The 26933-nt window shown below is 65.8% G+C and carries 25 protein-coding genes; 8 read left to right on the top strand and 17 right to left on the bottom strand.

Translation table 11 applies throughout. The features are described from left to right. Positions 1 to 16: 16 nt before the first annotated feature. A complete protein-coding gene (locus tag EYS42_RS10390; protein ID WP_130968102.1) occupies positions 17 to 2326 on the bottom strand; it encodes an NADP-dependent malic enzyme in 2310 nt (769 codons plus the stop codon). A 227-nt stretch (positions 2327 to 2553) separates the two neighbouring features. Between EYS42_RS10390 and EYS42_RS10385 the strand changes: the two genes are divergently transcribed. After that, a complete protein-coding gene (locus EYS42_RS10385; RefSeq protein ID WP_130968101.1) occupies positions 2554 to 4965 on the top strand; it encodes a putative bifunctional diguanylate cyclase/phosphodiesterase in 2412 nt (803 codons plus the stop codon). Between the two features lie 121 nt (positions 4966 to 5086). After that, positions 5087 to 5896: a polysaccharide export protein EpsE gene (gene epsE, locus EYS42_RS10380; protein WP_130968100.1), complete on the top strand. Its 810-nt coding sequence runs from the start codon at positions 5087 to 5089 to the stop codon at positions 5894 to 5896. A 91-nt stretch (positions 5897 to 5987) separates the two neighbouring features. Here epsE and EYS42_RS10375 read toward each other — a convergent pair whose 3' ends face one another. Together EYS42_RS10375 and EYS42_RS10370 are read right to left on the bottom strand one after the other, a co-directional pair. Further along, positions 5988 to 7253, bottom strand: a complete 1266-nt coding sequence (locus EYS42_RS10375) for an RsmB/NOP family class I SAM-dependent RNA methyltransferase (RefSeq protein ID WP_130968099.1) — start codon at positions 7251 to 7253, stop codon at positions 5988 to 5990. Next, positions 7207 to 8217 (bottom strand): sterol desaturase family protein, encoded by a 1011-nt coding sequence (locus EYS42_RS10370; RefSeq protein ID WP_245503601.1) that lies wholly within the window; start codon positions 8215 to 8217, stop codon positions 7207 to 7209. The genes EYS42_RS10375 and EYS42_RS10370 overlap by 47 nt, the downstream gene beginning before the upstream one ends. Positions 8218 to 8320: 103 nt before the next feature. Between EYS42_RS10370 and EYS42_RS10365 the strand changes: the two genes are divergently transcribed. The 3 genes from EYS42_RS10365 to EYS42_RS10355 are packed head-to-tail and all read left to right on the top strand — an operon-like array spanning position 8321 to position 10757. After that, positions 8321 to 9316 carry a helix-turn-helix domain-containing protein gene (locus EYS42_RS10365; protein WP_165456719.1) on the top strand — a complete coding sequence of 332 codons (996 nt, stop codon included), beginning with the start codon at positions 8321 to 8323 and terminating at the stop codon, positions 9314 to 9316. Positions 9317 to 9355: 39 nt separating this feature from the next. Then, positions 9356 to 9682 (top strand): hypothetical protein, encoded by a 327-nt coding sequence (locus EYS42_RS10360; protein WP_130968096.1) that lies wholly within the window; start codon positions 9356 to 9358, stop codon positions 9680 to 9682. A gap of 1 nt (position 9683) precedes the next feature. Continuing rightward, entirely contained in the window at positions 9684 to 10757 is a 1074-nt protein-coding gene (locus EYS42_RS10355) for a calcium:cation antiporter (protein ID WP_130968095.1), read from the top strand. A gap of 30 nt (positions 10758 to 10787) precedes the next feature. Here EYS42_RS10355 and EYS42_RS10350 read toward each other — a convergent pair whose 3' ends face one another. Both EYS42_RS10350 and EYS42_RS10345 read right to left on the bottom strand, forming a co-directional pair. Continuing rightward, complete coding sequence (locus tag EYS42_RS10350; RefSeq protein ID WP_130968094.1) at positions 10788 to 11756, bottom strand: DUF5666 domain-containing protein; 969 nt, start codon at positions 11754 to 11756, stop codon at positions 10788 to 10790. 150 nt (positions 11757 to 11906) lie between these two features. Next, positions 11907 to 12788, bottom strand: coding sequence for a DUF6502 family protein (locus EYS42_RS10345; protein ID WP_245503600.1), 882 nt, complete (start codon positions 12786 to 12788; stop codon positions 11907 to 11909). 189 nt (positions 12789 to 12977) lie between these two features. On the opposite strand from EYS42_RS10345, the gene EYS42_RS10340 reads away from it, so the two are divergent. Further along, positions 12978 to 13556, top strand: coding sequence for a PEP-CTERM sorting domain-containing protein (locus EYS42_RS10340; protein WP_130968093.1), 579 nt, complete (start codon positions 12978 to 12980; stop codon positions 13554 to 13556). A 56-nt stretch (positions 13557 to 13612) separates the two neighbouring features. Here the strand turns inward: EYS42_RS10340 and purN are convergent, their stop codons facing one another. Then, positions 13613 to 14254: a phosphoribosylglycinamide formyltransferase gene (gene purN / locus EYS42_RS10335; RefSeq protein WP_130968092.1), complete on the bottom strand. Its 642-nt coding sequence runs from the start codon at positions 14252 to 14254 to the stop codon at positions 13613 to 13615. Positions 14255 to 14383: 129 nt separating this feature from the next. Between purN and EYS42_RS10330 the strand changes: the two genes are divergently transcribed. Both EYS42_RS10330 and EYS42_RS10325 read left to right on the top strand, forming a co-directional pair. Further along, positions 14384 to 15727: a tryptophan--tRNA ligase gene (locus EYS42_RS10330; RefSeq protein WP_130968091.1), complete on the top strand. Its 1344-nt coding sequence runs from the start codon at positions 14384 to 14386 to the stop codon at positions 15725 to 15727. Between the two features lie 22 nt (positions 15728 to 15749). Next, positions 15750 to 16178 carry a DUF3717 domain-containing protein gene (locus EYS42_RS10325; RefSeq protein WP_130968090.1) on the top strand — a complete coding sequence of 143 codons (429 nt, stop codon included), beginning with the start codon at positions 15750 to 15752 and terminating at the stop codon, positions 16176 to 16178. A 12-nt stretch (positions 16179 to 16190) separates the two neighbouring features. Here EYS42_RS10325 and EYS42_RS10320 read toward each other — a convergent pair whose 3' ends face one another. The 11 genes from EYS42_RS10320 to urtA all read right to left on the bottom strand — a co-directional run bounded on the left by EYS42_RS10320 (position 16191) and on the right by urtA (position 26832). Then, complete coding sequence (locus EYS42_RS10320) at positions 16191 to 16829, bottom strand: glutathione S-transferase (RefSeq protein WP_130968089.1); 639 nt, start codon at positions 16827 to 16829, stop codon at positions 16191 to 16193. Continuing rightward, the gene (locus tag EYS42_RS10315) at positions 16826 to 17107 is read right to left on the bottom strand and encodes a DUF427 domain-containing protein (protein ID WP_130968088.1); all 282 of its coding nucleotides are present in this window, start codon (positions 17105 to 17107) and stop codon (positions 16826 to 16828) included. The genes EYS42_RS10320 and EYS42_RS10315 overlap by 4 nt, the downstream gene beginning before the upstream one ends. Before the next feature lie 73 nt (positions 17108 to 17180). Then, complete coding sequence (locus tag EYS42_RS10310; protein ID WP_130968087.1) at positions 17181 to 18221, bottom strand: aliphatic amidase; 1041 nt, start codon at positions 18219 to 18221, stop codon at positions 17181 to 17183. Between the two features lie 133 nt (positions 18222 to 18354). Then, positions 18355 to 20058: a cation:proton antiporter gene (locus EYS42_RS10305; RefSeq protein ID WP_130968086.1), complete on the bottom strand. Its 1704-nt coding sequence runs from the start codon at positions 20056 to 20058 to the stop codon at positions 18355 to 18357. A 79-nt stretch (positions 20059 to 20137) separates the two neighbouring features. Beyond that, positions 20138 to 20491, bottom strand: a complete 354-nt coding sequence (locus EYS42_RS10300) for an FmdB family zinc ribbon protein (protein ID WP_130968085.1) — start codon at positions 20489 to 20491, stop codon at positions 20138 to 20140. 16 nt (positions 20492 to 20507) lie between these two features. Beyond that, positions 20508 to 21740: a formamidase gene (gene fmdA, locus EYS42_RS10295; RefSeq protein WP_130968084.1), complete on the bottom strand. Its 1233-nt coding sequence runs from the start codon at positions 21738 to 21740 to the stop codon at positions 20508 to 20510. Between the two features lie 33 nt (positions 21741 to 21773). After that, positions 21774 to 22463, bottom strand: coding sequence for an urea ABC transporter ATP-binding subunit UrtE (gene urtE, locus EYS42_RS10290; RefSeq protein WP_130968083.1), 690 nt, complete (start codon positions 22461 to 22463; stop codon positions 21774 to 21776). A 24-nt stretch (positions 22464 to 22487) separates the two neighbouring features. Beyond that, positions 22488 to 23231, bottom strand: a complete 744-nt coding sequence (urtD, locus tag EYS42_RS10285; RefSeq protein WP_130968082.1) for an urea ABC transporter ATP-binding protein UrtD — start codon at positions 23229 to 23231, stop codon at positions 22488 to 22490. A 20-nt stretch (positions 23232 to 23251) separates the two neighbouring features. Next, entirely contained in the window at positions 23252 to 24463 is a 1212-nt protein-coding gene (gene urtC, locus EYS42_RS10280) for an urea ABC transporter permease subunit UrtC (RefSeq protein WP_130968081.1), read from the bottom strand. Positions 24464 to 24519: 56 nt separating this feature from the next. Continuing rightward, entirely contained in the window at positions 24520 to 25434 is a 915-nt protein-coding gene (gene urtB / locus EYS42_RS10275) for an urea ABC transporter permease subunit UrtB (protein WP_130968080.1), read from the bottom strand. Between the two features lie 117 nt (positions 25435 to 25551). Further along, positions 25552 to 26832 (bottom strand): urea ABC transporter substrate-binding protein, encoded by a 1281-nt coding sequence (gene urtA, locus EYS42_RS10270; RefSeq protein WP_130968079.1) that lies wholly within the window; start codon positions 26830 to 26832, stop codon positions 25552 to 25554. Between the last annotated feature and the right edge of the window lie 101 nt (positions 26833 to 26933).

The raw sequence follows: 26933 nt of genomic DNA, 5'->3' as shown, positions 1-26933 counted from the left end.
CTGCCGGTTCAGGCGATCAGGCCGAGTGGCCCACCGCCACCGCCGTCATGTTCACGATGCGACGCACCGTGGCCGAGGGCGACAGGATGTGCACCGGCGCGGCTGCACCCATCAGGATGGGGCCGACCGTCACGCCATTGCCGCCCGTCATCTTCAGCACGTTGAACAGGATGTTCGCGGCATCGAGGTTGGGGCAGATCAGGATGTTGGCCGTGCCGTCCAGCGTGCTGTCGGGCAGCAGCTTGTGGCGCACCGATTCGCTCAGGGCGGCATCCCCCTGCATCTCGCCGTCGGCCGGCACGTCGGGCATGCGGGCCACGAAGATGTCGCGGGCGCGGCGCATTTTCTGCGCCGAGGGGCGGCGGCTGGAGCCGAACATCGAGTGCGACAGGAAGGCCACGCGCGGCGGCAGTCCGAAGCGACGCACTTCTTCCACGGCCATCACGGCGATGTCGGCCAGCTCTTCGGCCGTCGGGTCTTCGTTGATGAAGGTGTCGGCGATGAACAGGTTGTGCTGGTCCAGGATCAGCGCGTTCAGCGCGGCCAGCACCGGGGCGCCAGGCTTGGTGCCGATCACTTCGCGCACATGGTCGAGGTGGTAGTCGTAGCGACCGATCACGCCGCAGATCATGCCGTCGGCGTCACCCATCTTGACCAGCATGGTGGCGATCAGCGAGTTCGAGCGGCGCAGGGCCACCTTGGCCAGGTCGGGCGAGAAGCCGTCACGGCCGCGCAGCTTGTGGTACGCCTCGACATAGGTCTTGAAGCGCGAATCGCTGGCCGGGTTGACCACTTCGCAATTCTGGCCAGGCACCAGGCGCAGGCCGGCGCGCTCGATGCGGTGGGCGATCACGTCGGGACGACCCACCAGGATGGGGAAGGCCAGCTCGTCGTCCACAGCGATCTGGGCGGCGCGCAGCACGCGGTCGTCTTCACCTTCGGCGTAGGCGATGCGCTTGCGCTGCGGGTTGGCCTTGGCGCCCAGGAACAGCGGGCGCATGAACAGGCCGGTGTTCGAGACGAACTGCGACAGCGAATCGCGGTAGGCCTTCAGGTCGGTGATGGGGCGCGTGGCCACGCCCGAGGCGGCGGCGGCTTCGGCCACGGCCGGCGCGATGCGCAGGATCAGGCGCGAATCGAACGGCGTGGGGATCAGGTAGTCGGGGCCGAAGCGCAGCTCGCGGCCCGGGTAGGCAGCGGCCACTTCGTCCGAAATTTCAGCCTTGGCCAGGTCGGCGATCTGGCGCACGCAGGCCAGCTTCATGGCTTCGGTGATCTTGGTGGCGCCGCAATCGAGCGCGCCGCGGAAGATGTAGGGGAAGCACAGGACGTTGTTGACCTGGTTGGGGTAGTCCGAGCGGCCGGTGGCGATGATGCAATCGGGGCGCGCAGCCTTGGCGACCTCGGGGCGGATCTCCGGCTCGGGGTTGGCCAGCGCCAGGATGATGGGCTTGTCGGCCATGGTCTTGACCATCTCGGCCGTGACCACACCGGCTGTCGAGCAGCCCATGAACACGTCGGCGCCCTGCATCACCTCGGCCAGCGTGCGGGCCGAGGTGACCTGGCAGAAGCGCTGCTTCGATTCGTCCAGCTTGCCGGCCAGCGCGTCGGCGCGCTCGCTCTGGATCAGGCCCTTGGAGTCACACACATAGATGTTCGAGCGCTTGACGCCCAGGCCCACCATCACTTCCAGGCAGGCGATGGCGGCGGCACCGGCGCCCGACACGGCCAGCTTGACCTCGTCGATCTTCTTGCCCACCAGTTCCAGGCCGTTGAGCAGGGCGGCGCTGGAGATGATGGCCGTGCCGTGCTGGTCGTCGTGGAACACGGGAATGTTCATGCGGGCCGACAGCTGCTTCTCGATGTAGAAGCACTCAGGCGCCTTGATGTCTTCCAGGTTGATGCCGCCCAGCGTGGGCTCCAGCGAGGCGATGATGTCGACCAGCTTGTCCGGGTCGCGCTCGGCCAGTTCGATGTCGAACACGTCGATGCCGGCAAATTTCTTGAACAGGCAGCCCTTGCCTTCCATGACCGGCTTGGAGGCCAGCGGGCCGATGTCGCCCAGGCCCAGCACGGCGGTGCCGTTGGTCACCACGGCGACCAGGTTGCCGCGCGAGGTGTATTCCGCTGCCAGGGTGGGGTCTTGCTCGATGGCCAGACAGGGGTAGGCCACGCCCGGCGAGTAGGCCAGCGACAAATCACGCTGGTTCGACAGGGGCTTGGTGGGCGACACCGCGATCTTGCCGCGGGAGGGCAGGCGGTGGTATTCCAGGGCGGCGTCGCGGAGGGTCTGCTCGGCAACAGACAGGGTTTTGTCAGCACTCATGTTCTTCTGGCGGGGAAAACGTCCTGCGGGGCAGCGATGGTACGCCAATCGACGGGCGCGCGCTTTTCACTGCCCCGGGGCAGGGCATCAGGGTTTCAGGGGAGGGCCCTGTCGCATGAGGGGAGGTGGTGGGACACGGTTCGTGACCGAAGTCCCCAGGGTTACCCCCGCTTCAAGGGTCCCCCCCGCGGTGCCGATAAGCACCCCATGACAGAATCTGTGGGCACATGCCATTGTCCTCCACGCCACGCGACCTGAGCGTCGCCCCCGCCCCCACGAGCTGGTTGGAGCGTCTGAAGGCGGCCTACGACCTGGTGCACACCAGCGAAGCCTTCGACGGTCCGCAAGCCCGGTACTTCCGTGCGCGGCAGATCCAGTCCGTGTTGCGCCTGCTGCCGCTGGTGCTGCTGGGCAATGCGGTCAATTGCGTGGCCATCATCGCCCTGTTCTGGGAGCAGGTGCAGCCTTACTGGCTGGTGGCCTGGGGCATTTTCGTGATCGGCGGGCTCTCGCTGGGCAGCACCATCTGGCGCGGCATGCTGCGCGGCGGCGGGCGCCCCTGGGCCTCGCGCAAGGCACTCAATGTGCTGACCTTGCAGGTGTCGCTGTACGCCGTCGCCTGGGCCTCCATGCCGGTGGGCCTGTTCCAGGTGGCCGATCACCCCTCGCAGATGCTGATCGCCACGGTGGTGGTGGGCATGCTGTGCGCCGGGGGGTTCATCCTCAGCCCGCATGTCGAAGCCGCAGGCACTTACGTGCTGATGATCGCGGTGGCAGCCGGCATCGGTCTGTGGCGTTCGCAGTACGCCACCTATTTCGCCATCTGGGGCGTGCTGTTCATTTACGCGGCCACCATGCTGGCCATGGTCGTCAGCAGCGCGCGGGTGTTCATGAGCCGCGTGCGCGCCGACGCCGAGGCCGAGCGCCAGGCCCAGCTGGTCGACCTGCTGCTCAAGGATTTCGAAGAGCATGCCAGCGACTGGCTGTGGGAGGTGGGGGCCGACGGGCGCTTGCGTCACGTGTCTGCTCGCCTTGCCCATTCCCTGCAGACCACCGACCGCGAACTGCAGCGACTGCCGTTTGCCGATTTCCTGCGCCAGCGCATGCCGTTGCAACTGGCAGACGCCGCTGACGCGCATGAACTGCTGGCCCGCTGCCTCAAGCGCCCTGTGTCGTTCAAGGAGCTGGAACTGCCTTTGCAGGTGGGCCACGAGGTGCGCTGGTGTTCGCTCACGGCCAAGCCCCTGCACGATGAGCAAGGCCAGCACGTGGGCTGGCGCGGTGTCGGTTCCGATATCACCTTGGCCCACCGCGCCCGCGAAGAGCTGGCCCGCCTGGCCAATGTCGACTCGCTCACCGGCCTGGCCAACCGGTACTGCTTTGGTCGCGAGTTGCAGGATGCCTTGCTGCGTGCCCGCGAAGAGGCGCGCGAATACGCGCTGCTGTTCATCGACCTGGACAACTTCAAGACCATCAACGATTCGCTGGGCCATGCCATTGGCGACAAGCTGCTCAGGCACGTGGGCGCGCGCCTGAAGACGCTGGGCCCGACCGGCTCGGTGCTGGCGCGGCTGGGCGGGGACGAATTCGCGCTGCTGGTGCCCAAGGGGGGCGATGACCTCTGGGTGGACGACCTGGCCCGCAAGATCCTGACGGCCATCTCCGAGCCCTTCCAGCTCGACGAGGTGCAGGTGTCGGCCAAGACCAGCGTGGGCATTGCCTGTTTCCCGCGTGACGGCCGCGACCCCGACCACCTGCTCAAGCGAGCCGACCTGGCCCTGTATGCCGCCAAGGCCGCTGGCCGCAACACCAGCCGTTTCTTCGACCCTGTGCTGGAAGAGAGCGCCAACACCCGCGTGCGACTGCAGCAGGAACTGGGTGTGGCCCTGGCCAAGGAACAGTTCGAGGTGATGTACCAGCCCCAGGTGAATGTGCGAACCGGCCAGGTGTCAGGCTTCGAGGCCCTGGTGCGCTGGCAGCACGCCGAGCGCGGCCTGATCAGCCCGGGCGATTTCATCCCGGTGGCCGAGGAAACCGGCCAGATCGTGCCCCTGGGCACCTGGGTGCTGCGACAGTCGTGCATGGAGGCCACCCGCTGGCCCGCCCACCTGAAGGTGGCCGTCAACCTGTCGGCCGTGCAGTTCCGCAGCACCTCGGTGGTGGACCTGGTCGAGCAGGCCCTGGCCGACTCTGGCTTGCCCGCCAGCCGGCTGGAACTCGAAATCACCGAAAGCGCCCTGATCGACGACCACGACGGCGCCCAGGCCACGCTGATGGCCCTGCGCGAGCGTGGCGTGCGCGTGGCCCTGGACGACTTCGGCACCGGCTATTCGTCGCTGGCCTACCTGCGCCGATTCAGCATGGACAAGCTCAAGATCGACGGCATGTTCGTGCGCCACCTGGCCACCGACATGGACGCCCAGGCCGTCGTCACGGCCATCATCAGCCTGGCCAAGGCCTTGCGTCTGACCACCACCGCCGAGTGCGTTGAAACCGCCGAACAGCTGGAGTTGCTGCGCGCCCTGGGCTGCGACGACATCCAGGGCTATCTCATGGCCCGACCCTTGCATGCCGGGCAGGTGCCCGAGTTCCTGGGCAGGGAAAACCTGATGTCCGTGATGCACCACGGCGCCCGCTGAGTGCGGGGGGTGTCACCGAGGGCACGGAACCTCGGTGGTACAGTCGGATCAGACAGCCCATGGCCCCCGGCGCACCGGCCTTCAGGGGGCTCCAACGGTTCAAATGTGAGGATCAGTCGAGATGAAATGGATGCGTTCTTTGGCCCAGGGTCTGCTGGCCCTGTGGATGTTCACGGCCGGTCTGGCCCATGCTGCACCGCAAGGTGAATACGTGCTGGGCTCTGGCGACATCATCAAGATCCAGGTGTACCAGAATCCAGACCTGTCTCTGGAAACGCGCATCCTTGAAGGTGGCGGGTTTTCGTATCCTCTGTTGGGCACTGTGAAAGTGGCAGGTCTGACGGTCAGCCAGGCCGAGAAGAAGCTGGCCGACGCCCTGCGTGACGGCAACTTCCTGAAGCAGCCCCAGGTGTCCGTTCTGGTCACCCAGATTCGGGGTAACCTGGTGTCCGTGCTTGGACTGGTCGGCCGTCCTGGCCGTTATCCGCTTGACCAAGCCAACATCAAGCTCAGCGAAATCATTGCGCAAGCCGGTGGCATGGTCACGGGCTCAGCCTCTGACACCGTGGTGTTGATGGGAGCGCGTGACGGCAAGCCCTTCCGCAAGGAAATCGACTTCGCCGCCATCTTCGAGTCCAACGCCAACGTGGATGACCCGGTGCTGCAGAACGAGGACATCGTGTATGTTGACCGTGCGCCCATCATTTACTTTTACGGTGAAGTACAGCGCCCCGGTGCCATGCGCCTGGAACGTGACATGACCCTGATGCAAGCCCTGGCAGCTTCGGGCGGTATCAACCAGCGCGGCACTGAAAAGGGCATTCGCGTGAACCGCCGCGACGCCAGCGGCAAGGTGCAGGTGCTGACGCTGGGCATGCAGGACAAGCTGCAAAAGGACGACGTGGTCTACGTGCGCGAAAGCCTGTTCTGATCGATCGGGTTCGGGTGGCCGGTTCGGCTGCCTCCCCACACGAAAAAGGCCTGCTGCTGCAGGCCTTTTTTCATGGGCGTGGGCCGAAGCCTCAGTCCTTCTTTTCCCACACGGCGGCATAGAAGCCGTCGGTGGCATGGCGGTGCGGCCACAGGCGCAACTGGCCCTGGGCGTTGCACAGGCCTTCGGCGTTGGCCACGCCGGCCTGGGTCAGCAGGTCGGCGCTGGAGACCGGCACAAAATCCTGGTGCTCCTGGGTGAACTGCTCGGCCACGGTCTCGTTTTCAGCGGGCATCACGCTGCAGGTGGCATACACCAGACGGCCACCCGGTTTGAGCAGGCGCGCGGCGCTGTTCAGGATGGCCAGTTGCTTGGCCTGCAGTTCGGCCACGGCCTTGGGGCTCTGGCGCCACTTCAGGTCAGGGTTGCGCCGCAAGGTGCCCAGGCCCGAGCATGGTGCATCGACCAGCACGCGGTCGATCTTGCCGCTCAGGCGCTTGATGCGCTCGTCGCGCTCGTGCGCGATCTGGGCGGGGTACACGTTCGACAGGCCGCTGCGGGCCAGGCGGGGCTTGAGGTTGTCCAGGCGGTGGCCCGACACGTCAAAGGCATACAGGCGACCGGTGTTGCGCATCATGGCGCCCAGGGCCAGGGTCTTGCCACCCGCGCCGGCACAGAAGTCCACGACCATGTCGCCGCGCTTGGCGCCGGTCAGCAGGGCCAGCAGCTGGCTGCCTTCGTCCTGCACCTCCACATGGCCATTGGTGTACAGCGGCATCTTCTGCAGGGCGGGCTTGCCGTGCACACGAATGCCTTGGGGCGAATACGGTGTGGCTTCGGCCTGCTGGCCCGCATCGAGCAGGGCCTGCAGCACGGCTTCGCGCTTGTCCTTGAGCGTGTTCACGCGCAGGTCCAGCGGCGCGCCTTCCGAGTAGCTCTTGACCAGGGCCCAGAACTCTTCGTCGGGCAGCTGGGCGCGCAGGGCGTTGCTCAGCCAGTCGGGCAGGTTGTGGCGCAGCTTGTCGGGCAGGGTGTTGAAGTCGATCTGGCGGGTGCGTTCCAGCCAGGCCGATTCATCGGTGCTCAGGCCCACGGCCAGCACATGGGGCTGGCCCTGCCAGGCCAGGGCCACCAGGCGGCGCTCCATCGGGCCATGGCCCGACTGGGCCAGGTGCTGCCACAGCAGTCGCTGGCGCAGCACGGCGTAGGTGGTCTCGGCCAGGGCGTGGCGCTCGCGCGGGCCCAGCAGCTTGTTTTTGCGGAAGAACAGGGACACCAGGCCGTCGGCCGGGGCATCGAGTTTTTGAACCTCACGGACGAGCTGCGTCGCGAGATCGAGGAGGGCATTCGGGTGCATGGGCGGGATTATCCCTGTTGCGGCCCGTTTCGGGTGGCGACATGGCCGATCGCTCGGTTTCACGCGTCCACTCCGGTGGGCCCCACAGGTGCTTCAGGCGTTGCGCCCACGGGCCGGGGCGGGCCATGTCTCGTCCCATGGCCACCCACTCGTGCAGCGTCAGCCACAGCGGGTTCGTGGACTGCACCGGGCGCACCAGGCCATAGTCCACGGGCTCGGTTTCTGGCGTGAAGGTGCCGAACAGGCGGTCGAACACGATCAGGGAGCCGCCATAGTTGCGGTCGATGTAGCGCGGGTTGCGGCCATGGTGCGCCCGGTGGTGCGAAGGGGTGTTGAACACGGCCTCCACCCAGTCGGGCAGGCGCCCCACCCACTGCGTGTGGATGAAGAACTGGTACGCCAGGTTGATCGACAGCGTACCCAGCACCCAGCGGGGCTCGAAGCCCAGCCACACCAGGGGCGTGTAGAACAGCCAGTTGCCGGCCACGCCGTACAGCCAGCTCTGGCGCATGGCCGTGGTGAAGTTCATGTGCTCCGAGCCGTGGTGCACCACGTGCGCGCACCAGAGCCAGCGGATGCGGTGGCTGGCGCGGTGGAAGGTGTAGTAGCAAAGCTCCACCATCAGGTACAGCAGCGGGAATGTCCAGACCGTCACGTCGAGCGTGAACAGGCGGTGCGTGTGCACCCAGTCCATCACGGGCAAGACCACGGTCAGCACCAGGGCGATGTCGACCAGCGTGTACACGCCGCCCAGGTTCAGGCTTGCCAGGCTGTCGCCCAGTGCGTACACCCCCGGCTGGCGCCGGAAGTGCCACCACTCGGCGGCCACAAAGGCCAGGAACAGAGGGGTCAGCAGCACCAGCAGGGTGTCGCGCCAGTCCAGACCCAGGGAGATCAAGGTGTCGTGCAGCATGGCGGCATGGTCGGCCGCCAAGCCGTGTGCTGGCTTGACACGCGCGGTCATGATCTTGACGTTTCGCGCCACTTCGGTGATTTGTCTCGGCAGGCTTGTCCGAATGCGCGGCGAGCGCACGCACGGCATCATCGCTGTGCTGAGATTCGAGACCATGCTTGACACGCGCGTTGCTGCTTCCTATGTCGCCCTGCTGTACGACCACCTGACAACCTCAGGTCTGGACGCGGTAGCCTGCCTGGGTGAGCCCCCTTCGCCCACCCAGCATTTCGTGCCGATGAGCCACTGGCAGGCCCTGCTGGAAAAGGCACAGCAGGCCGACGATCGCCCAGCGCTGGGCCTGCGCGTCGCAGCTGGCATCGGCCCCCGTCATTTCGGGGTGGTGGGGTATGCCGCCCTGGCCTGCGGCAACCTGGCCGAAGCCCTGGCCCGGCTGGAGCGTTACCACGCGTCGGTTTACGACGTGAACCCGGTCAGCGTTCAGGTGCTGGCAGATCGCGTGGTGCTCGCCTGGGGCACCGAGCGCGGCAAGCCCGGCGCCCTGGTCGACGAAACGGCCATTGCCTCGCTGGTGCAGCTGGCCCGTGACATGACCGGGCGCTTCCTGCCGGTGGTGCGGGTCACCTTCGTGAACCCCCCACCTGACGACCCCACGCCCTACACCGACTATTTCGGTGGCGAAGTGCTGTTCGCCCAGCCCGCCACCGAGGTGCACCTGCAGCACGAACAGCTGCAACTGCCCCTGCGCCGGTCAGACCCTGCACTGCTGGCCTTGCTGGACGCGCAAGCCGAGCAGCTGCTCGCCCAGGTGTCTGCTTTGCCCGCCGAGGTGGAGGCCTGGCGTCGGCGCCTGGTGCCCTTGATCCGCGAGGCACGGCCCACCCTGGCCGCGCTGGCCGACACCTTGCACATGAGCGCGCGCACCCTGCAGCGCCGCCTGTCCGACCAGGGGCTGTCTTTTCAGCAACTGCTTGACGACACCCGCCGCCACCTCGCCGAGGGGCACCTGGCCGAGGCCCGACTGGACCTGGCCGAGATCGCGCTTTTGCTGGGTTACTCCGAGCAAAGCGCCTTCCAGCGTGCTTTCAAGCAGTGGACAGGCAGCACCCCGGCCCAGTGGCGACGCACCCACCGAATGCCACGTCTTTGAAGGGCCGTTACCATGGGGCCTGACCCACGCAGGCCCTTCATGTCCGACGATTGCCAGATCCTCATCCCAGACTCCTTCCTTGCCCTGTACCGTGACGCCCGCGGCAGGCTGACCGTGTCCCAGGCCTTGCTGCGCGACCGCTACGAGGTGTGCGAAGACCTGGCCAACCACCTGGTACAGCATTGCCAGGGGCTGCATGTCGAGATCGGGGTGGACGAGCAGGAGGTTCTGCGGCGATGCCACCTGGGTCTGTGCAGCCCTGATGCCGGCGTGAGCGAAGCCGAAGCTGGCTGGGTCGTCACCCGCCTGGCCGAGTTGCTGAACTGGCCCTGGCCCGAGTTCCTGCCATTGCCCGAAGGGAGTTGAGATGCTGATGCGCCTGGCCCCCCTGGCCTCTCCTGTGCTGGCCATGGCCGTGCTGGCCCTGACCTGGGGCACGGTGCCCTCCACCGGCTTGCTGGTGGCCTGCGGCGTGGGCCTCATGGCCGCCGTGCTAGCCTCGGTGCACCATGCCGAGGTGGTGGCCCACAAGGTGGGCGAGCCCCTGGGTACGCTGGTGCTGGCACTGGCCGTGACCGTGATCGAAGTGGCCCTGATCGTCACCCTGATGCTGGCCGGTGGCGACAAGGCGGCCTATGTGGCACGCGACACGGTGTATGCCGCCATCATGGTCATCGGCACCGGGGTGGTGGGCCTGTGCCTGCTGGTCGGGGGATGGCGTCACCGCGAACAGACCTTCCGGGCCGAAGGCGCCAATGCCGGCTGGGCCGCACTGATGGCCCTGGCGGGCCTGACCCTGGTGCTGCCCACCTACACCACCACCACCCCAGGTGGCACCTACTCGAACTCGCAGCTGGCTTTCGCCGGGCTGGCCTCGCTGGCGCTGTGGCTGGCTTATGTGTTCGTGCAGACCGTGCGCCACCGTGATTACTTCCTGCCCGTGGGGGCGGCGCACGACGACGAGGTCCATGCCCAACCGCCTTCCGGCATGCAGACGGCCGTGTCTGTGGGCTTGCTGGTGGTGGCCCTGGTGGCCGTGATCGGCCTGGCCAAGGTGCTGTCCCCCACCATCGAGGCCGTGGTGGATGCGGCCCGTGCACCCAAGGCCGTGATCGGTGTGGTGATTGCGCTGCTGGTGCTGCTGCCCGAAACCCTGGCCGCCATCCGGGCGGCGCATGCCAACCGCCTGCAGACCAGCCTGAACCTGGCCATCGGCTCGGCCATGGCCTCGATCGGTCTGAGCATCCCGGTGGTGGCGGCGTTGTCGGTGTGGCTGGGCCTGCCACTGCACCTGGGCATCGATGGCAAAGACCTGGTGCTGCTGGTGCTGACCTTCGGTGTGGGCACCCTGACCATGACCCACGGGCGCACCACCATCATGCAAGGGGCGGTGCACCTGGTGGTGTTCGCGGCCTACCTGTTCCTGACACTGGTGCCTTGAGCAGGGACGGGCGCCACGCTCAGGTCAGGTTCATGGCTGCAGTTTCACGAGACTGGCACTGACCACCCCTTGTGTCAGCGTGCCTTCCACCCGAACGCGCTGCCCCGGCGTCAGTTGAGGGCAAACGCTGCAGGCAGCCGCCGAGGCGTTGACCGGCCACGACTGCACAGTGAAGCTCTGGCCGCCCGATTGAACCGCAGTGACAAGGCCTTGCACGCTGATCTGAGCCTTGTCAGTCAACCAAGGCGCGTCGACACGCATGGTCACCGCACTCCATGTGCTCCCTGGGCTGACTGGTGGGGTTGTGTACAGACTGCCGCGTGTCCACTGGCCGTTTCGCAGATCACTGGAGGCCTCGGGCCAGGCGTAAGCAATGCGTTGAGTGCCCACCCGGCATTGCCCGCGCGCCAGATCCAGATCAGCCAGGACACCCTGAACGGTGTACTCACCCAGGTGCATGCCGACGGTGCGCGGTGCCAGCCGTGTGGCCACGTAACGGGTTTGGGCCAGGTCTTGCCAGCCGTGTACCTCCACCAGGTCACCCACTTGCACATTGCCAAGCCCCTGGGGCCAGGCGTCTGACAGCACCGTGCTGTCGCTCCACTGCACCACGTGGTCCATCACGGTCAGTTCGCGCCGAGCCAGATCCATCGCCTGCACCGGTCCGTACAGCACGGGTTCCAGGCGTACTCGCAGGGCTTGTGTGGACAATGCATCGCCTTGTGTGGACACTGTGTCGCCGTCGATTGCCACGGTCATGCCTTCGGCCAGCACTGCGGTGTCCAAGGGCTGCCCTTCGTCGTCGCTCACCGCGGTGTTGCTGCTGGTGTTCACCTGCACGCCGTTGACCGACCACTGTGTGCCTTGTTTCAACAGCGGGCCGATCAGCGCTGCTGGCTTGCCCCCGCCCAGGCCTGTGCTGCCGGTGCCGCCGCTGGTGATCGCTGCGGTTTGCAGGTCGGACGGTGTACCCCCACCACAAGCGCTCAGGACAAGCATCACAGCCAGGGCCACGCCATGTTGGCGAACGGAGGATTTGATACATGGGGCGCTCGGCGAGCGCGTCGGGCAGGTCTCCTGCATGGTGTTTCTTCCTGAGTCTTTTGATGTTTGGGGCCCGTGTTTCGCCCTTGGCAGGCGACGACTGGATCAGCCGGGAGGGGGCGTTGACGGCGCTGGCGGGGCGCTCGGTGGCATGTCGTCGTCCAGGCTGTACAGCCCAATGCGGATGCGTCTGCGGACCGGTCGACCCGCTTCTCGGTCATCGGCCATGCAGCGGGTCATCAGGTTGGTGGTGCTTTCCAGCAGCTGTTGCCAGGCCTGCTCCACATGAGCTCTGAGCAAGGCGATAGACTCGTCAGACAGCTCGTCGCCCATCACCGACTGATCGTGGTGTTGAACAGCGCCCGGAATCTGCCCATGCAGCACGTTGTGCACGGCACCAGTCAGGTGGGCCCCTACGTTGTCTTGCAGCAGGGCCAGCAATTGAGCCTCATCGCCCTGCGGCACGAAATGCTCCTGCAGCAACTCCACAGTGTCACGCAGGGCGTCGTGGCGTGCCAGGCCCAGCCGACACAGGTCATCCAGCAGGCTGCGCGGGTGCACGTGCAGCGTCACGCTGCGGGCCAGGCTTTCGAAGCTGGGTGCATGACCGATGCGGGGCAGAGGCTTGAGCTGGCCACGCCCATTGCGCAGGCTGCGGTCGCTGACCCAGCGTGTGAACACTTCGTTGGCCCAGGTCGGGCGTTGTTCAGGCGCTTGTCCGGCCCGCTGTTGTTGAAGCACGCGGTCGACTTCCCGTCGACCCAGGCCAGTGGCGGCAGCGATGCGGCTGGTCTGCCGGTGGGGCAACACGCCGCTGTCCTTGAGGTGTTCCTGTGCGGCTTCAACAAATGCTTGTTCGATCACCTGGCGAAGCGCGTCACAGGGCACGCCTCGGGCCAGCGCCAGGCGTGCCAGCGGCACGGCCAGTGCATGGGCCACTCTGGACACGGGTGTGCCTGGTGAGCCTGAGTCTTGTGGGGCGGACATGACTGAATTATGCGCAAATTGCGCATTCATTGGGTGAGGTGAACCCCGGGCGGCGGTGCTTTGGTGCACTGGTCACGCGCGGCGCCAGGCTCTAAACTCATCCCATCATCAAACAGGAGGTTCCCCATGCTTCACACCTGCGCGCGAGTCTGTCGTCCTGCTGGGCGACTCTTTCATCGCCATGCAGCCATGACGGCGCTTGTGCTGGCCTCATGCCAGGTTCAAGCCGCCGATCTGCTTTACACCTTCGATTCTGGCGCACAAGGCTTTGTGGCCAATGGCGCGACGCTGGTGCATCAACCTGGTTTCCTGAGCCTGCGCGACATCGACGACAGCGACATGGTGGTGGTCTTGCCAGCCGCCGATCTGGGTGACTGGTCGCGTTTCGTCGACGGCACTTTCGCCTTTGACGCCATCAACCTGAATGGCGCAGCCACCGACTGGGGAACCTTTGGCACTTTGCGCATCGAATCGGGCAGCACAGTGGTCGAGCGCGATGTCGTGCCCCAGGCGGCGCCTGCAGCGCAATGGACCACCTACCGCACCACGCTCGATGGCGCCACATGGGCCAGCGTGCTGGGCAATGTCACCCGTGTGACCCTGATGCTCGAATCGCACATCGGTTGGGACAGCACCAGCGGTTACGAGCTCAACGGCCTGGACAACGTGCGCGTGAGCGCGGTGCCAGAGCCTCAGGCCTGGGCCCTGGGCCTGGTGGGCGTGGCGCTGGTGGCGGGCATGGCCCGTCGTCGGCAGCGAGCGGCCTGAGCCCAGGCGCCCTGTACGCGACAGGCGGGCCGTGCCGAGGTGCTTGGCCGCCCGGCTCAGTCGCCCAGGCCGCTGAACACGCGTGCCGCGGGCTCAGCCACGTGCACGCGGCCGTCTGCGCCCACCCGCACCGCCCCTTCCACGAACCATCGCACGGCCTGCGGGTACATGCGGTGCTCCTGCACCAGCACGCGCGCCGCCAGGCTGCTGTCGCTGTCGCCGGGCAGTACGGGCACCACAGCCTGCGCAATGATGGGCCCATGGTCCAGCTCGGGCGTGACCAGGTGCACCGTGGCCCCGGCCACCTGACAGCCGGCCTCGATGGCGCGCTGGTGCGTGTGCAGGCCCGGAAAAGCCGGCAGCAGCGAGGGGTGGATGTTCAGCAGGCGGCCGTCGTAGTGGCGCACGAAGCCTTCGGTCAGGATGCGCATGAAGCCGGCCAGCACCACCACATCGGGCTGGAAACCATCGATCACCCGGGCCAGTTCGGTGTCAAACGCCTCGCGGCTGTCGAAGGCCTTGTGGTCGACCACGGCCGTGGCAATGCCATGCTCGGCCGCGAACTGCAGGCCGCTGGCGCTGGCCTTGTTGCTGACCACGGCGGCCACCCGTGCAGGCCACTGTTCTTGCGCGCAGGCTTTGACAATGGCCTCCATGTTGGAGCCGCGCCCGGAAATCAGGATGACGATGTTTTTCATGCGGGCTGAAGTGTAGGGCCGCTCGGCGCTGCCCGCCACACCGGGGAAGGGGGCGCCCTACAATGCCGCTTCGATCCGATTGAACCGCCCGGGTGCTTTCCACGCCCTGGCGCAGCCCCCAGATTTCCCATGACGCAACGAGTCCTCACCGGCATCACCACCACGGGCACGCCCCACCTGGGCAACTATGTGGGCGCCATCCGGCCGGCCATTGCCGCCAGCCGCGAGCCCGGGGTCGAGAGCTTCTTTTTCCTGGCCGACTACCACGCCCTCATCAAGTGCGACGACCCGGCCCGCATCGCCCGCTCGCGCCTGGAGATCGCCGCCACCTGGCTGGCGGCCGGCCTGGACACCTCGCGCGTGACCTTCTACGCGCAAAGCGACATCCCCGAGATCACCGAGCTGAACTGGCTGCTGACCTGCGTGACCGCCAAGGGCCAGATGAACCGGGCCCACGCCTACAAGGCCTCGGTCGATGCCAACGAAGCCAAGGGCGCCGAGCCGGATGACGGCGTGACCATGGGCCTGTTCTGCTACCCCGTGCTGATGGCGGCCGACATTTTGATGTTCAACGCCCACCGCGTGCCCGTGGGCCGCGACCAGGTGCAGCACATCGAGATGGCGCGCGACGTGGCCCAGCGCTTCAACCACCTGTACGGCGGTGGCAAAGAGCTGTTCGTGCTGCCCGAGGCCGAGATCGAAGAAAGCGTGGCCACCTTGCCCGGCCTGGACGGCCGCAAGATGAGCAAGAGCTACGACAACACCGTGCCCCTGTTCGAAGGGGGCGCCAAGGCGCTGAAAGAAGCCATCGCCCGCGTGGTGACCGACTCGAAGCTGCCAGGCGAACCCAAAGACCCCGAAGGTGCCCACCTGGTGACGCTGTACGACGCCTTTGCCACCGAGGCCCAGCGCCAGCAGTTCCGTGCCGACCTGCGCGCCGGCCTGGCCTGGGGCGACGCCAAGCAGCAGCTGGTGCAGCTGATCGACGACCACCTGGGCCCCATGCGCGCGCAGTACGCCGAGCTGGTGGCCCACCCCGAGCGCATTGAAGCGGTGCTGCAAGCCGGCGCCGACAAGGCCCGTGCCCGCGCCACGCCCTTCCTGAAAGAGCTGCGCCATGCCGTGGGCCTGCGCCGCATGGTGGCCTCAGGCACCGTGCAGGCCCAGGCGGGGGCGGTGGCTGACAAGCCTGCCGCGCCGCTGGTCAAGCAATACCGGGAGGCCGACGGTCAGTTCTACTTCAAGGTGACCACCCCTGCGGGCCAGGTGCTGCTGCAAAGCAGCGCCTTCGCCGATGGCCGCGAGGCCGGCAACTGGGTCAAGCGCTTCAAGCAGGAAGGCGCGGCTGCCTTGAGTGGTGCGCCGGTGGCCCTGGGTGAAGGCGTGGCCGAAGCCGAGCTGCATGCCGCCTTGCAGGCGCTGGTGGCCGCCACCGAAGCCGAGGCGCAGGCCAAGGCTGCCCGCCAGGCCTGAGCAGGATCTTCTGAGCACCCCCATGGCAGGCATCCACATCACCGACATCGAATCGGCCATCAACTGGTGGCGCGACCGCACGCCGTCGCCCGATGGCGTGAGCCTGGGCCCTGAAGTGCGCGCGCTGGCCGAGGTGTATGCCCTGATGGTGTACTACCACGAGACCGAGTGCGACGAAGACAGCATGCCTGCGGCCGCCAAGGCCGCCTGGATGGCCTGGTACGACACCACGCCCGACACGCCCTGCATCGCGATTTGCTCGACCAGCCAGGGCGACGACCTGTGCAAGGGCTGTGGCCGCACCTTCGACGAGGTGCAGCTGTGGCCCGAGATGAGCCCCGGTGAAAAGCGAAGCACCTGGCGGCGCATTTCGCTGGAGGCTTCAGCCTGGCGCTTCAACCGCTACGCCGAGCGCGCGCGCGAGGGCCAGCCGGGAAGCCCGCAGGGCTGATTCAGCGCAGATTCAGCACAGCACCTCGGGGGCTCCCGACACCCAGGGGCTGTGCTTGGCCATGACCGACTCGAACAATGGCGTGGCCAGGTGCGCCTGCAGCCAGCGTTGCAGCCCGGGCAAGGGCGCCTGGGCGAACCAGTCGGCATCGACCTGCGCAAACTGCCGCACAAAGGGCAGCAGCGCCATGTCGGCCAGGCTGACGCGCTCACCCAGCAACTGGGTGCTTTGCACCAGGCGGTCGTTCATGGGGCCCAGCAACGTCTCGATGCCCTGATCACGCCACTGGGCGGCGGAGCGCTCAGGGTGCCGTTCAGGGTACTTGTAGCGGTCGAGCAGGGGCTTGAAAGCCTCGTCGTTCAGGGTGATCCAGCGCAGCGCCTCAGGGGCTGCTGCGGCCTGCAACCACCCGTGCGGGTCATGCTGGCTCAACGCCCAGCGCATGATGTCCAGGCTCTGGTCGATCACGGTGCCATCGGGCAGTTGCAGCACGGGCACCGTGCCTTTGGGCGAGGCCGCCAGCAGCTCGGCGGGCTTGCTGCGCAGCACCACCTCGCGCAAGGCCACTGGGGTGCCCGAGGCCTTCAAGGCCAGCCGGGCCCGGATGGCATAAGGGCAGCGCCTGAACGAATACAGCACCGGCCAGGTCATTCGACGACCTGAACACCCTTGAAGAAGGCGATGTGGCCTTTGATGTGCTCGTAGCCGTCGCGGGGCTCGGGGTAGAACCAGGCGGCATTGGGGTTCACGTTGCCATCGACGAAGAGGTCGTGGTAGCTGGCCTGGCCCTTGAGCGAGCACATGGTGCGGTGGTTGCTGCTCAGCAGGCAGTTGCGATCGACCGATTCGGGCGGGAAGTAGTGGTTGCCTTCGAGCACGATGGTGGCGTCGCTCTGGGCAATGGTCACGCCGTTCCAGATGGCTTTCATGGGGTTCCTTGGGGTGGGTGGGCAGCCGCGAGCTTAGCCCAGACTGACCGCCCACCGAGCCCCATGGGCAGGCTCATTCGTACTTCAGGCGCGCATCGTTCGGGATGCCTTCGATCGGGCATTCGGCCGTGCCCACGGTGCTGCGCGTGATGGCCTCCACCTTGGCCTGCGTGGCGGCCGGGTCGGCCACCCATTCGCGGTAGAAGTCGTAGGGGCAGTCGGCCACCCCCTTGTCGCCTTCGCCCGAATTGATCTTGCCGGTGTAGCCGCGGTGCAGCAGCTTGAACAGGTGGTTCTGTGATTGCCCGGTGCTGCGCGCATCTCGGATCAGGCGTTTGCTGAGCTGGGCGTACTGGATGCCGTACTCCTCTTCACCGCATTCGCCCAGCGTGCGGCCGTCAAAGCCGATGATGGCGCTGTGGCCGAAGTAGCTGTACACCCCGTCGAAGCCTGCGGCATTGGCCACCGCCACGTAGCAGTTGTTGGCCCAGGCCATCGCCTTGGCCATCATCACCTGCTGGTCCTTGGCTGGGTACATGTAGCCCTGGCAGCGCACGATGAGTTCGGCCCCCTTCATGGCGCAGTCGCGCCAGATCTCGGGGTAGTTGCCGTCGTCGCAGATGATCAGGCTGATCTTCAGGCCCTTGGGGCCATCCGACACATAGGTCTTGTCGCCCGGGTACCAGCCTTCGATGGGCGTCCAGGGCACGATCTTGCGGTACTTCTGAACAATCTCGCCCTGGTCGTTCATCAGGATCAGGGTGTTGTAGGGCACCTTGTGCGGGTGCTCTTCGTGCCGCTCGCCGGTCAGGGAGAACACGCCCCAGACCTTGGCATTGCGGCAGGCCTGTGCGAACACTTCGGTCACATCGCCCGGGATGTCCACGGCGGTGTCCATCATTTCGGCCGGGTCGTACATGATCCCGTGGGTGCTGTACTCCGGGAAGATGACCAGGTCGAGGCCGGGCAGGCCCAGCTTCATGCCTTCGACCATCTGGCGGATCTTGTGCGCGTTTGCAATCACCTCGGCCGTGGTGTGCAGGCGCGGCATCTTGTAGTTGACCACGGCGACACCGACGGTGTCGCTGCTGCTGGAAATGTCACCGTGAAGCATGGCGGGGCTCCTTGTCAAAGGTGAGACGCGATGAGCGCGTCACGGTGACCGAGTCTGAAAGCCCGCCATGGCTTGGCCAATACGTTCTTTGACGTACGCCGCGCGCGCCGATGTGGCGCCGCGCTCCCCGCGGTCAGGGCGCCCGCTGGATCCGGGCGAGCACCTGTTGTGACAACCCGGACGCCATGACCTGATCGGGCCAGCACGCGGTGATGTTCAGGCTGTCTTGCAGCAGCTGGGCTTCTTCGGCGTTGGCGGCATGCACCACTACCTGGATGCCGGGATTCAGTTCGCGCGCGATGCCCACCAGGTGGCGTGTGAGCAGGGTGTCGTGTCGGGTGATGACCAGTAACGAGGCCCTCGCGATGTGGGCCTGGATCAAGGTGGCCGGATCGTTCAGGTCGCCGGTCACGGCCGGGATCTGGCGTTCGCGCAAAGCTTCGACCACTTCGCGGCGCTCGTCGGCCACCACCACCGAGAGGTGCTGGGCCAGCAGTTGCTCGGTGATGTCCTGCCCCAGCCGGTCGTGGCCCACGATCACGACCTGGCCGTGCAGGTGCTTCTGGTCCACGGAGCTGGGCAGTTCGGCCAAGGGGTCGTCGCGGGCTTCGAGCCGGCGTGCCAGCGCCGAGTGTTGCCGCGCCCAGTTCAGCACCGGCCCTATCGCGGCAAAGAGGGCCGAGTTCGCGGCAATCGACACCAAGGCCGTGGCCAGGATCAGGTTCTGGCCTTCCGGGTGGAGCAGGCCCAGGCCCACGCCCAGGCTGGCGAGGATGAAGGAAAACTCGCCGATCTGGGCCAGGCTCACCCCCACCGTCAATGCCGTGTTGAGCGGGTAACGCATCAGCAGCACCAGGGCCATGGCGGCGAGCGTTTTGCCCAGCATCACAATGGCCACGGCCACTGCCAGTTTGCCCGGGGCCTGCCACAGCACGGCCGGGTCGAACAGCATGCCCACCGACACGAAGAACAACACCGAGAACGCATCGCGCAGGGGCAGAGACTCTTCGGCGGCGCGGTGGCTGAACTCGGACTCCTGCATCATCATGCCGGCGAAGAATGCGCCCAGGGCAAAGGACACATCGAAGAGTTTGGCCGCGCCAAAGGCCACCCCCACCGCGATGGCCACCACGCTGAGGGTGAACAACTCGCGCGAGCCTGAACGCGCCACCCACCACAGCACCTTGGGCAGCAGCCTTTTGCCCACGATCAGCATGGTGGCGATGAAGGCAAAGACCTTGGCCAGGGTCGAGACCACAGGTACCCACCATGGGTCGGTGGCCGACGTGCCGGCGCTGCCATCGGTGTGCAGGAGCAGCCCGGAGAACACTGGCAGCAGCACCAGCACCAGCACCATGACCAGGTCTTCGACCACCAGCCAGCCCACGGCAATGCGCCCATTGCCGGTTTCGACGGCGCCGCGTGCTTCGAGGGCCTTGAGCAGGACGACGGTGCTGGCCACCGACAGGCTCAGACCCAACACCACAGAGGCGCCCAGCGACCATTCCCATGTGTGAGCCGCCACCATGCCCAGGGCCGTGGCCACCGCGATCTGGACGATGGCCCCCGGCACGGCGATGCGTCGAACCGCCATCAGGTCGGCCACTGAAAAGTGCAGGCCCACCCCAAACATCAGCAGCATCACGCCGATCTCGGCCAGCTGCCCCGAGAGCTTCACATCGGCCACAAAGCCCGGCGTGGCCGGGCCAATCATGACCCCCGCCAGCAAGTAGCCCACCAGTGGCGGCAGCCGCAAGCGCGTGGCCGCAAAGCCCAGGAGCAGTGCCAGGGCAAAGGCGGCCGACAGGGTGGAGATCAGGCTGACGTCATGGGGCATGCCGGTGTGCGAGGGGTGGTATGGGAGCCGCTAGGTTAACCCGAGCGTCCCCCTCGCGTGCCCCCTCGCGTGCACCGTGTCAGTGGCTGATCATCCACGGGCGTTTGCTGGGAAAGCTCTTGGCCCCGTCGGGGGCACGCACCGTGGTGGCCTTGCGCGAGGTCGAGCAACAGCCGCACCCGGCAGGGTGCTTGAGGCGGCTGTAGCTGCCGTCCAGCGCTTTCGACGAGCGTGGCTCGTGCCGCGCGCGTTCATTGGTGTCCATGGCGAAGCGTGTTTCCGCACTCACGCATGCCAACCGTGGGGCGCTGACGATGACCCGCGGTGACGCCGTGCCGCAGTCAGGGCAGGGCGCCGGTTCGTTGCGCTGGCTGAGGCTGCGGAAGGCGTCGAAGCCCCCGCACGCAGGACAGGCGTAGTCGTAGGTGGGCATGCGTGGCGCTCCTGGATCACTTCACGATGTCGGGCGAGATCGGCATCTGCACGCTGCCATCGAGGTGCGTGACCGGGCCCGCCGCCGTGGGGTTGATGTCGAAGTCGAAGATCTCTGTGGGCAGCCACAAGGTGGCGCAGGCATTGGGCACGTCGACCACGCCGCTGATGTGGCCCTGCACCGGCGCCGTGCCCAAAATGGAATAGGCCTGGGCGCCGCTGTAGCCGAACTTCTTGAGGTATTCGATGGCGTTGAGGCAAGCTTGGCGGTAGGCCACGTTCACATCGAGGTAGAGCTGCTTGCCTTGCTCGTCCACCGAGATGCCTTCGAAGATCAGGTAGTCGTTGTAGACCGGCTTGATGGGGCTGGGCTTGAAGATGGGGTTCTTGATGCCGTACTTGGCCATGCCGCCCTTGATCAGCGTGACCTTCATGTGCACCCAACCGGCCATTTCGATGGCGCCGCAGAAGGTGATCTCGCCATCGCCTTGGCTGAAGTGCAGGTCGCCCACACTCAGGCCAGCGCCATCGACATACACGGGGAAATACACCTTGGAGCCGCGCGACAGGTCTTTGATGTCGCAGTTGCCGCCGTGTTCACGCGGGGGCACGGTGCGCGCGGCGGTGGCGGCGGCTTTCTCTTTGGCTTCGCCCGTGAGCTTGCCCATGTGGGCGGTGCCGGCGAAGGGCGGGTTGGCCAGGCCGGTCACGCCGGGGTTGCTGTCGATCAGTTCCTGCTCGCGCGTGTTCCAGGCTTCGAGCATTTTGTGGTCGGGCAGGCAGCCGATCAGGCCCGGGTGGATCAGGCCGGCGTAGCTCACGCCCGGCACGTGGCGGCTCTTGGTGAACATGCCGTGGATGTCCCAGATCGACTTCTGGGCCAACGGGAAGTGCTCGGTCAGGAAGCCGCCACCGTTCTGCTTGCTGAAAAAGCCGTTGAAGCCCCACAGGCTGTCCTGCTTGGCGCCGATGTCGAGCAGGTCGACCACCAGCAGGTCGCCGGGCTCGGCGCCCTTCACGCCCACCGGGCCGCTCAGGTAGTGCACCGTGCTGAGGTCGATGTCGCGCACGTCGTCGGCGCTGTCGTTGTTCTTGATGAAGCCACCCGTCCAGTCGAAGGTCTCGAGGATGAACTCGTCGCCAGGGTTCACCCAGCAGGCCATCGGGATGTCGGGGTGCCAGCGGTTGTGGATGTTCTCGTTGAGGGTGGGCGACTGGGTGAGGTCGACCTTGATCAGGGTGTCAGCCATGGAGTGCTCCTTCGGTATCAAAGACAGAGGGGATCAAACAGACAAATAGGCTTTGATGCGGTCGGCATCGGTGTCGGCGCGGGTGGTCTCGTGCACCAGGCGGCCGCCTTCGATCACGAAGAGCCGGTCGGCCACGTCCATGGCAAAGCTCAGCACCTGCTCGCTCACCACGATGGTGATTTCGCGCAGCTTGCGGATCTCGTTGAGCGCCTTGGCGATGTCCTTGATGATCGAAGGCTGGATGCCCTCGGTGGGCTCGTCCAGCAGCAGCACCTTGGGGTTGGTGACCAGCGCGCGCGCAATGGCCAGCTGCTGTTGCTGGCCACCCGACAGGTTGCCGCCCTTGCGGTGCTTCATGTCGAACAGCACCGGGAACAGCGCATAGATGTCGTCGGGAATGCGCTTGTGCTTGCTGTTTTCCAGGCCGGTCTGGATGTTCTCTTCCACCGTGAGGGTGGGGAAGATCATGCGGCCCTGGGGCACGTAGGCAATGCCCTTCTTCACGCGCTGAAAGCTCTCGTCTTTCACCACGCTCTGCCCGGCCACACAGATCTCGCCCGACTTGGTGGGCAGCACGCCCATCAGGCTCTTGAACAGCGTGGTCTTGCCCATGCCGTTGCGGCCCATGATGGCCACGGTTTCGTTTTTATGGGCTTCAAAGCTGATGCCATGCAGGGCTTCGCTCTGGCCATAGCTGACGAACAGGTCATTGACTTGCAACATGTCGTGCTCCTTGGGGTGGTGGGGTCAATGACCCAGGTAGACGTCGATGACTTTCGGGTCGCTCTGGACCTGGTCCATCGTGCCCTCGGCCAGGATCTTTCCCTGGTGCATGACCGTGACCTTGCTGGCGATCTGCGCCACAAAGGCCATGTCGTGCTCGATCACGATCATTGAGCGGTTCTTGCAGATGCGCTTGAGCAGCTCGGCGGTCAGCTCGCGCTCCTTGGCGCTCATGCCGGCGATGGGCTCGTCCAGCATCAGCAGCTCGGGCTCCTGCATCAGCAACATGCCGATCTCCAGCCACTGCTTCTGGCCATGGCTGAGCAGGCCGGCTTCCATGTCCAGCTTGTCGGCCAGGCCGATCTCTTCGGCCACCACCTGCACGCGGGCCTTGACCTCGTCGGTGCACCTGAAGGCCAGTGCACCCAGCACCGAGCGGCCCTGCGGGTACGACACCTCCAGGTTCTGGAACACCGACAGGTTTTCGTAGATGGACGGGGTCTGGAACTTGCGGCCCACGCCCGACCGAACGATGGCGTGTTCGGTGCGGCGGGTGAGTTCCTGGTCCTTGAACTTGATGCTGCCTGCGCTGGCCTTGGTCTTGCCGCAGATCAGGTCCAGCAGCGTGGTCTTGCCGGCGCCGTTGGGGCCGATGATCACGCGCAGCTCGTTCTTGTCGACGTACAGGTTGAGGCTGTCGATGGCCTTGAAGCCGTCGAAGGACACAGACAGGTCTTCGATGTAGAGGACAAATTCCTTGGGGTTCATGACTCAGCTCCTGGCAGGGTTCAGGCCTGGTGGCCGCTCAGACCGTTGATGGGGCCCAGGCCGTTGCTGGCTGTGCTCGGCTTGCCCGGGGGCAGCGGGTGGGGGTAGGCCTCGTGGGCAGCTTTGATGCGTTCGGCCTGCAGCTTGCGATCGGCCTGGCGCTTGGCCCACCAGGGCTTGAGCTTTTCTTCGACCAGACCGGCCAGGCCGTTGGGGAAGGCCATGGTCACGCCGATGAACAGGGCGGCCATCAGGAACAGCCACAGGTCGGGCGCGCTTTCAGAGAAGTAGGTCTTGCCGTAGTTCACCAGCAGGGCGCCGTAGATGCTGCCCACCAGGCTCATGCGCCCACCCACCGCGGCAAAGATGACCATTTCGATCGAAGGCACGATGCCCACGAAGCTGGGCGACATGAAGCCCACCTGCAGAGTGAACAGAGCGCCACCGATGGCCGACAGCATGGCGGCCAGACAGAAGGCGAAGACCTTGAACATGGCCACGTCATAGCCTGAGAAGCGCACGCGGTCTTCCTTGTCGCGCATGGCCAGCAGCAAGGTGCCCAGCTTGGAGGCCTGCACCCAGCGGCACAGCAGCACGCTGGCGATCAGCAGGCCGCAGCACACGTAGTACAGCACCAGGCGCGCGCTGTCGGTGCGGATGTCCCAGCCCAGCAGGGTCTTGAGGTCGGTGATGCCGTTGACCCCGCCGGTGTAGCCCTGCTGGCCAATGATCAGCACCGTCAGGATCAGGGCTACGGCCTGCGTGATGATGGCGAAGTACACCCCACCCACACGGCGCTTGAACATCGCGAAGCTGATGATGAAGGCCAGCACCACCGGCACCACCAGCACCGCAGCCAGCGCAAAGGGCAGGCTCTTGAAGGGCACCCACCACATCGGCAGCTCGGTGAGCTGGTTCCAGTCCATGAAGTCCGGGATGCCCGGGGTGGACTGGATCTTGGTGCTGACCGGGTCAGAGGCCTCCAGCTTGAGGAACATGGCCATCATGTAGCCACCCAGGCCGAAGAACACGCCTTGGCCCAGGCTGAGGATGCCGGCGTGGCCCCACAGCATGACCAGGCCCAGGGCCACGAAGGCGTAGGTCAGGTACTTGCCCACCATGTTGAGCCGGAAGGGCTCCAGCACCAGGGGGAAGACCACCAGCAGCAGGATGGACAGCAGCAAGAGGCTGCCGAGCTTCTGCTTGGCGATCCAGGCTTGCATCGGATTCATGTGAACGCTCCTGTAGACGGCTTGAGATCGGGGTTCGATGAGGCAGTGCGCAGGTGTCAGCGGCGCACCTTCGAGGCGAACAGACCTTGCGGGCGCAGCATCAGGATGGACACCACCAGCAGCAGGGTCAGCACCTTGGCGTTCGAGCCGGTCATGAAGAACTCGCTGACCGATTGGGTCTGTGCGATGCCGAAGGCCGAGACCACCGTGCCCAGCAGGCTGCCGGCGCCACCGAAGGTGACCACCAGGAAGGAATCGACGATGTAGAGCGAGCCACTGGTGGGGCCGGTGGAGCCGATGGTGGTGAAGGCCGCACCGGCCACACCCGCAATGCCGCAGCCGATGGCAAAGGTCAGCCGGTCGGTCTGTTTCGTGTTGATGCCGATGGCGTTGGCCATGACGCGGTTGCTCACGGTGGCCCGCACACGCAAACCCCAGCGAGCCTTGTAGAGGGCCAGCATCAGCAGGCCGGTCACGGTCAGGGTCAGGGCCATCACGAACAGGCCGTTGATGGGAATGTCCAGGCCTTCGCTGGGGGCCCACGAGCCCATCAGCCAGTCGGGCAGGGTGGGACTCACTTCCTTGGGGCCGAAGGTGGAGCGGAACACCTGCTGCAGGCCCAGGCTCAGGCCCCAGGTGGCCAGCAGCGTGTCAAGTGGGCGTTTGTACAGGTGCCGGATCAAGGCCCACTCGGTCAACCAGCCGGCGCCAAAGGCCAGCAGGAAGGCCGCCACGATGGCCACCGGGAAGTACATCTGCACGAAGCCGGGCGCGTACTTTTCGGCCAGCGTGGAGCCCAGGTACACGGTGTAGGCGCCGATGGTCATGAACTCGCCATGGGCCATGTTGATCACGCCCATCTGCCCGAAGATCACGGCCAGGCCCAGGCCCATGAGCAGCAGCACGGAAAACAGGCTCAGGCCTGCGAAGCCCTGCATCAGGCCGATGTTGAGCATTTCTGAAAAGGTCATGGGTGGCACCCCGCGTCGTCAAAAGATGGCTGGAGAAAAAACCTGCCCGACGCGGCGGGAGCCGCGCCGGTGCAGGAAGCAGATGACCTCAAGGCCACCCGCGCGCTCTCTGGACGGTCACTGATAGCCCTTGGGGAAGGGGTTGGGCTCGATCAGGTCTTTCGACTCGGCCACCACCTTGAAGGTGCCGTCGGGCAGGCCCTGGGCGATCCGCGACTTGCTCCACAGGTGGTGGTTCTGGTGAACCTTCACATAGCCTTCAGGCGCGGTCTTGAGTTCGATGCCGGGCGAGGCGGCCACCACCTTGTCCACGTCGAAGCTGCCAGCCTTCTCGACCGCAGCCTTCCACAACCAGGGGCCCAGGTAGCCGGCCTGGGTCACGTCGCCGATCACGGCCTTGGGCCCGTAGGCTTTCTTGAAGGCGGCCACGAAGGCCTTGTTGTTGGGGTTGTCCAGCGTCTGGAAGTACTTCATCGAGCTGTAGAAGCCAGCGAAGTTTTCGCCGCCCACGCCCAGCATTTCGTCCTCGGTCACCGACAGGGTCAGCAGGAACTGCTTGGCACCCGTGATGCCGGCGGCCTTGAGCTGCTTGTAGAAGGCCACGTTCGAGCCACCCACCACGGCGGCGAAGATGCAGTCGGGCTTGGCCACCTTGATCTTGTTGATCAGCGAGTTGAAGTTGGTGTGGCCCAGCGGGTAGTACTCTTCACCCACCACGCTGCCCAGCTTGCCCACCGACTCGATGTGCTTGCGTGCGATCTTCATGGAGGTGCGCGGCCAGATGTAGTCCGAGCCCACGAGGAAGAAGGTTTTGGCCTTCTTCTCTTTCGAGCCCCAGTCCAGCCCGTAGATGATCTGCTGCGTGGCTTCCTGGCCGGTGTAGATCACGTTCTTCGACTGCTCCAGGCCTTCGTAGAAGGTGGGGTAGTACAGCAGGCCGTTTTCCTTTTCGAACACCGGCAGCACGGCCTTGCGCGAGGCGGAGGTCCAGCAGCCGAACACGCAGGCCACGCGGTCATTGACCAGCAGCTTCTTCGACTTTTCGGCGAAGGTGGGCCAGTCAGACGCGCCGTCTTCCTTGATCACCTTGATCTTGCGGCCCAGGATGCCGCCCATGGCGTTGATCTGGTCGATGGCCAGCTGTTCGGCCTGGATCGAGCCAGTTTCCGAAATGGCCATGGTGCCGGTGGCCGAGTGCAGTTGACCGACGATGACCTCGGTGTCGGTCACGGCCAACTTGGTGGTGTTCACCTTGGCGGTCGGGAAGGACTGGGCGTTGGCCGAGGTGGCCAGCATGCCCAGCCCGCTGGTGCCAGCCATGCCGGCCAGGGGCAGGGCGCCCATGCCTTGCAGCAGGCGGCGACGGTTCGGGGACAGATCATCTTCGCGGTTCGACATGGAAAGGCTCCTTGCACAAAAATGGGTTGCAGACGGGGAATCTGTGCCGCGTCCCGGTGCATGCCTTTTCAAACAGCGAGCCTGGCGCGGCCTTGGGTGCA

This window comes from Aquabacterium lacunae (assembly GCF_004310865.1).
Taxonomy (GTDB): Bacteria; Pseudomonadota; Gammaproteobacteria; order Burkholderiales; family Burkholderiaceae_C; genus Aquabacterium; species Aquabacterium lacunae.
This window is presented reverse-complemented; position numbering and strand designations above follow the sequence as displayed.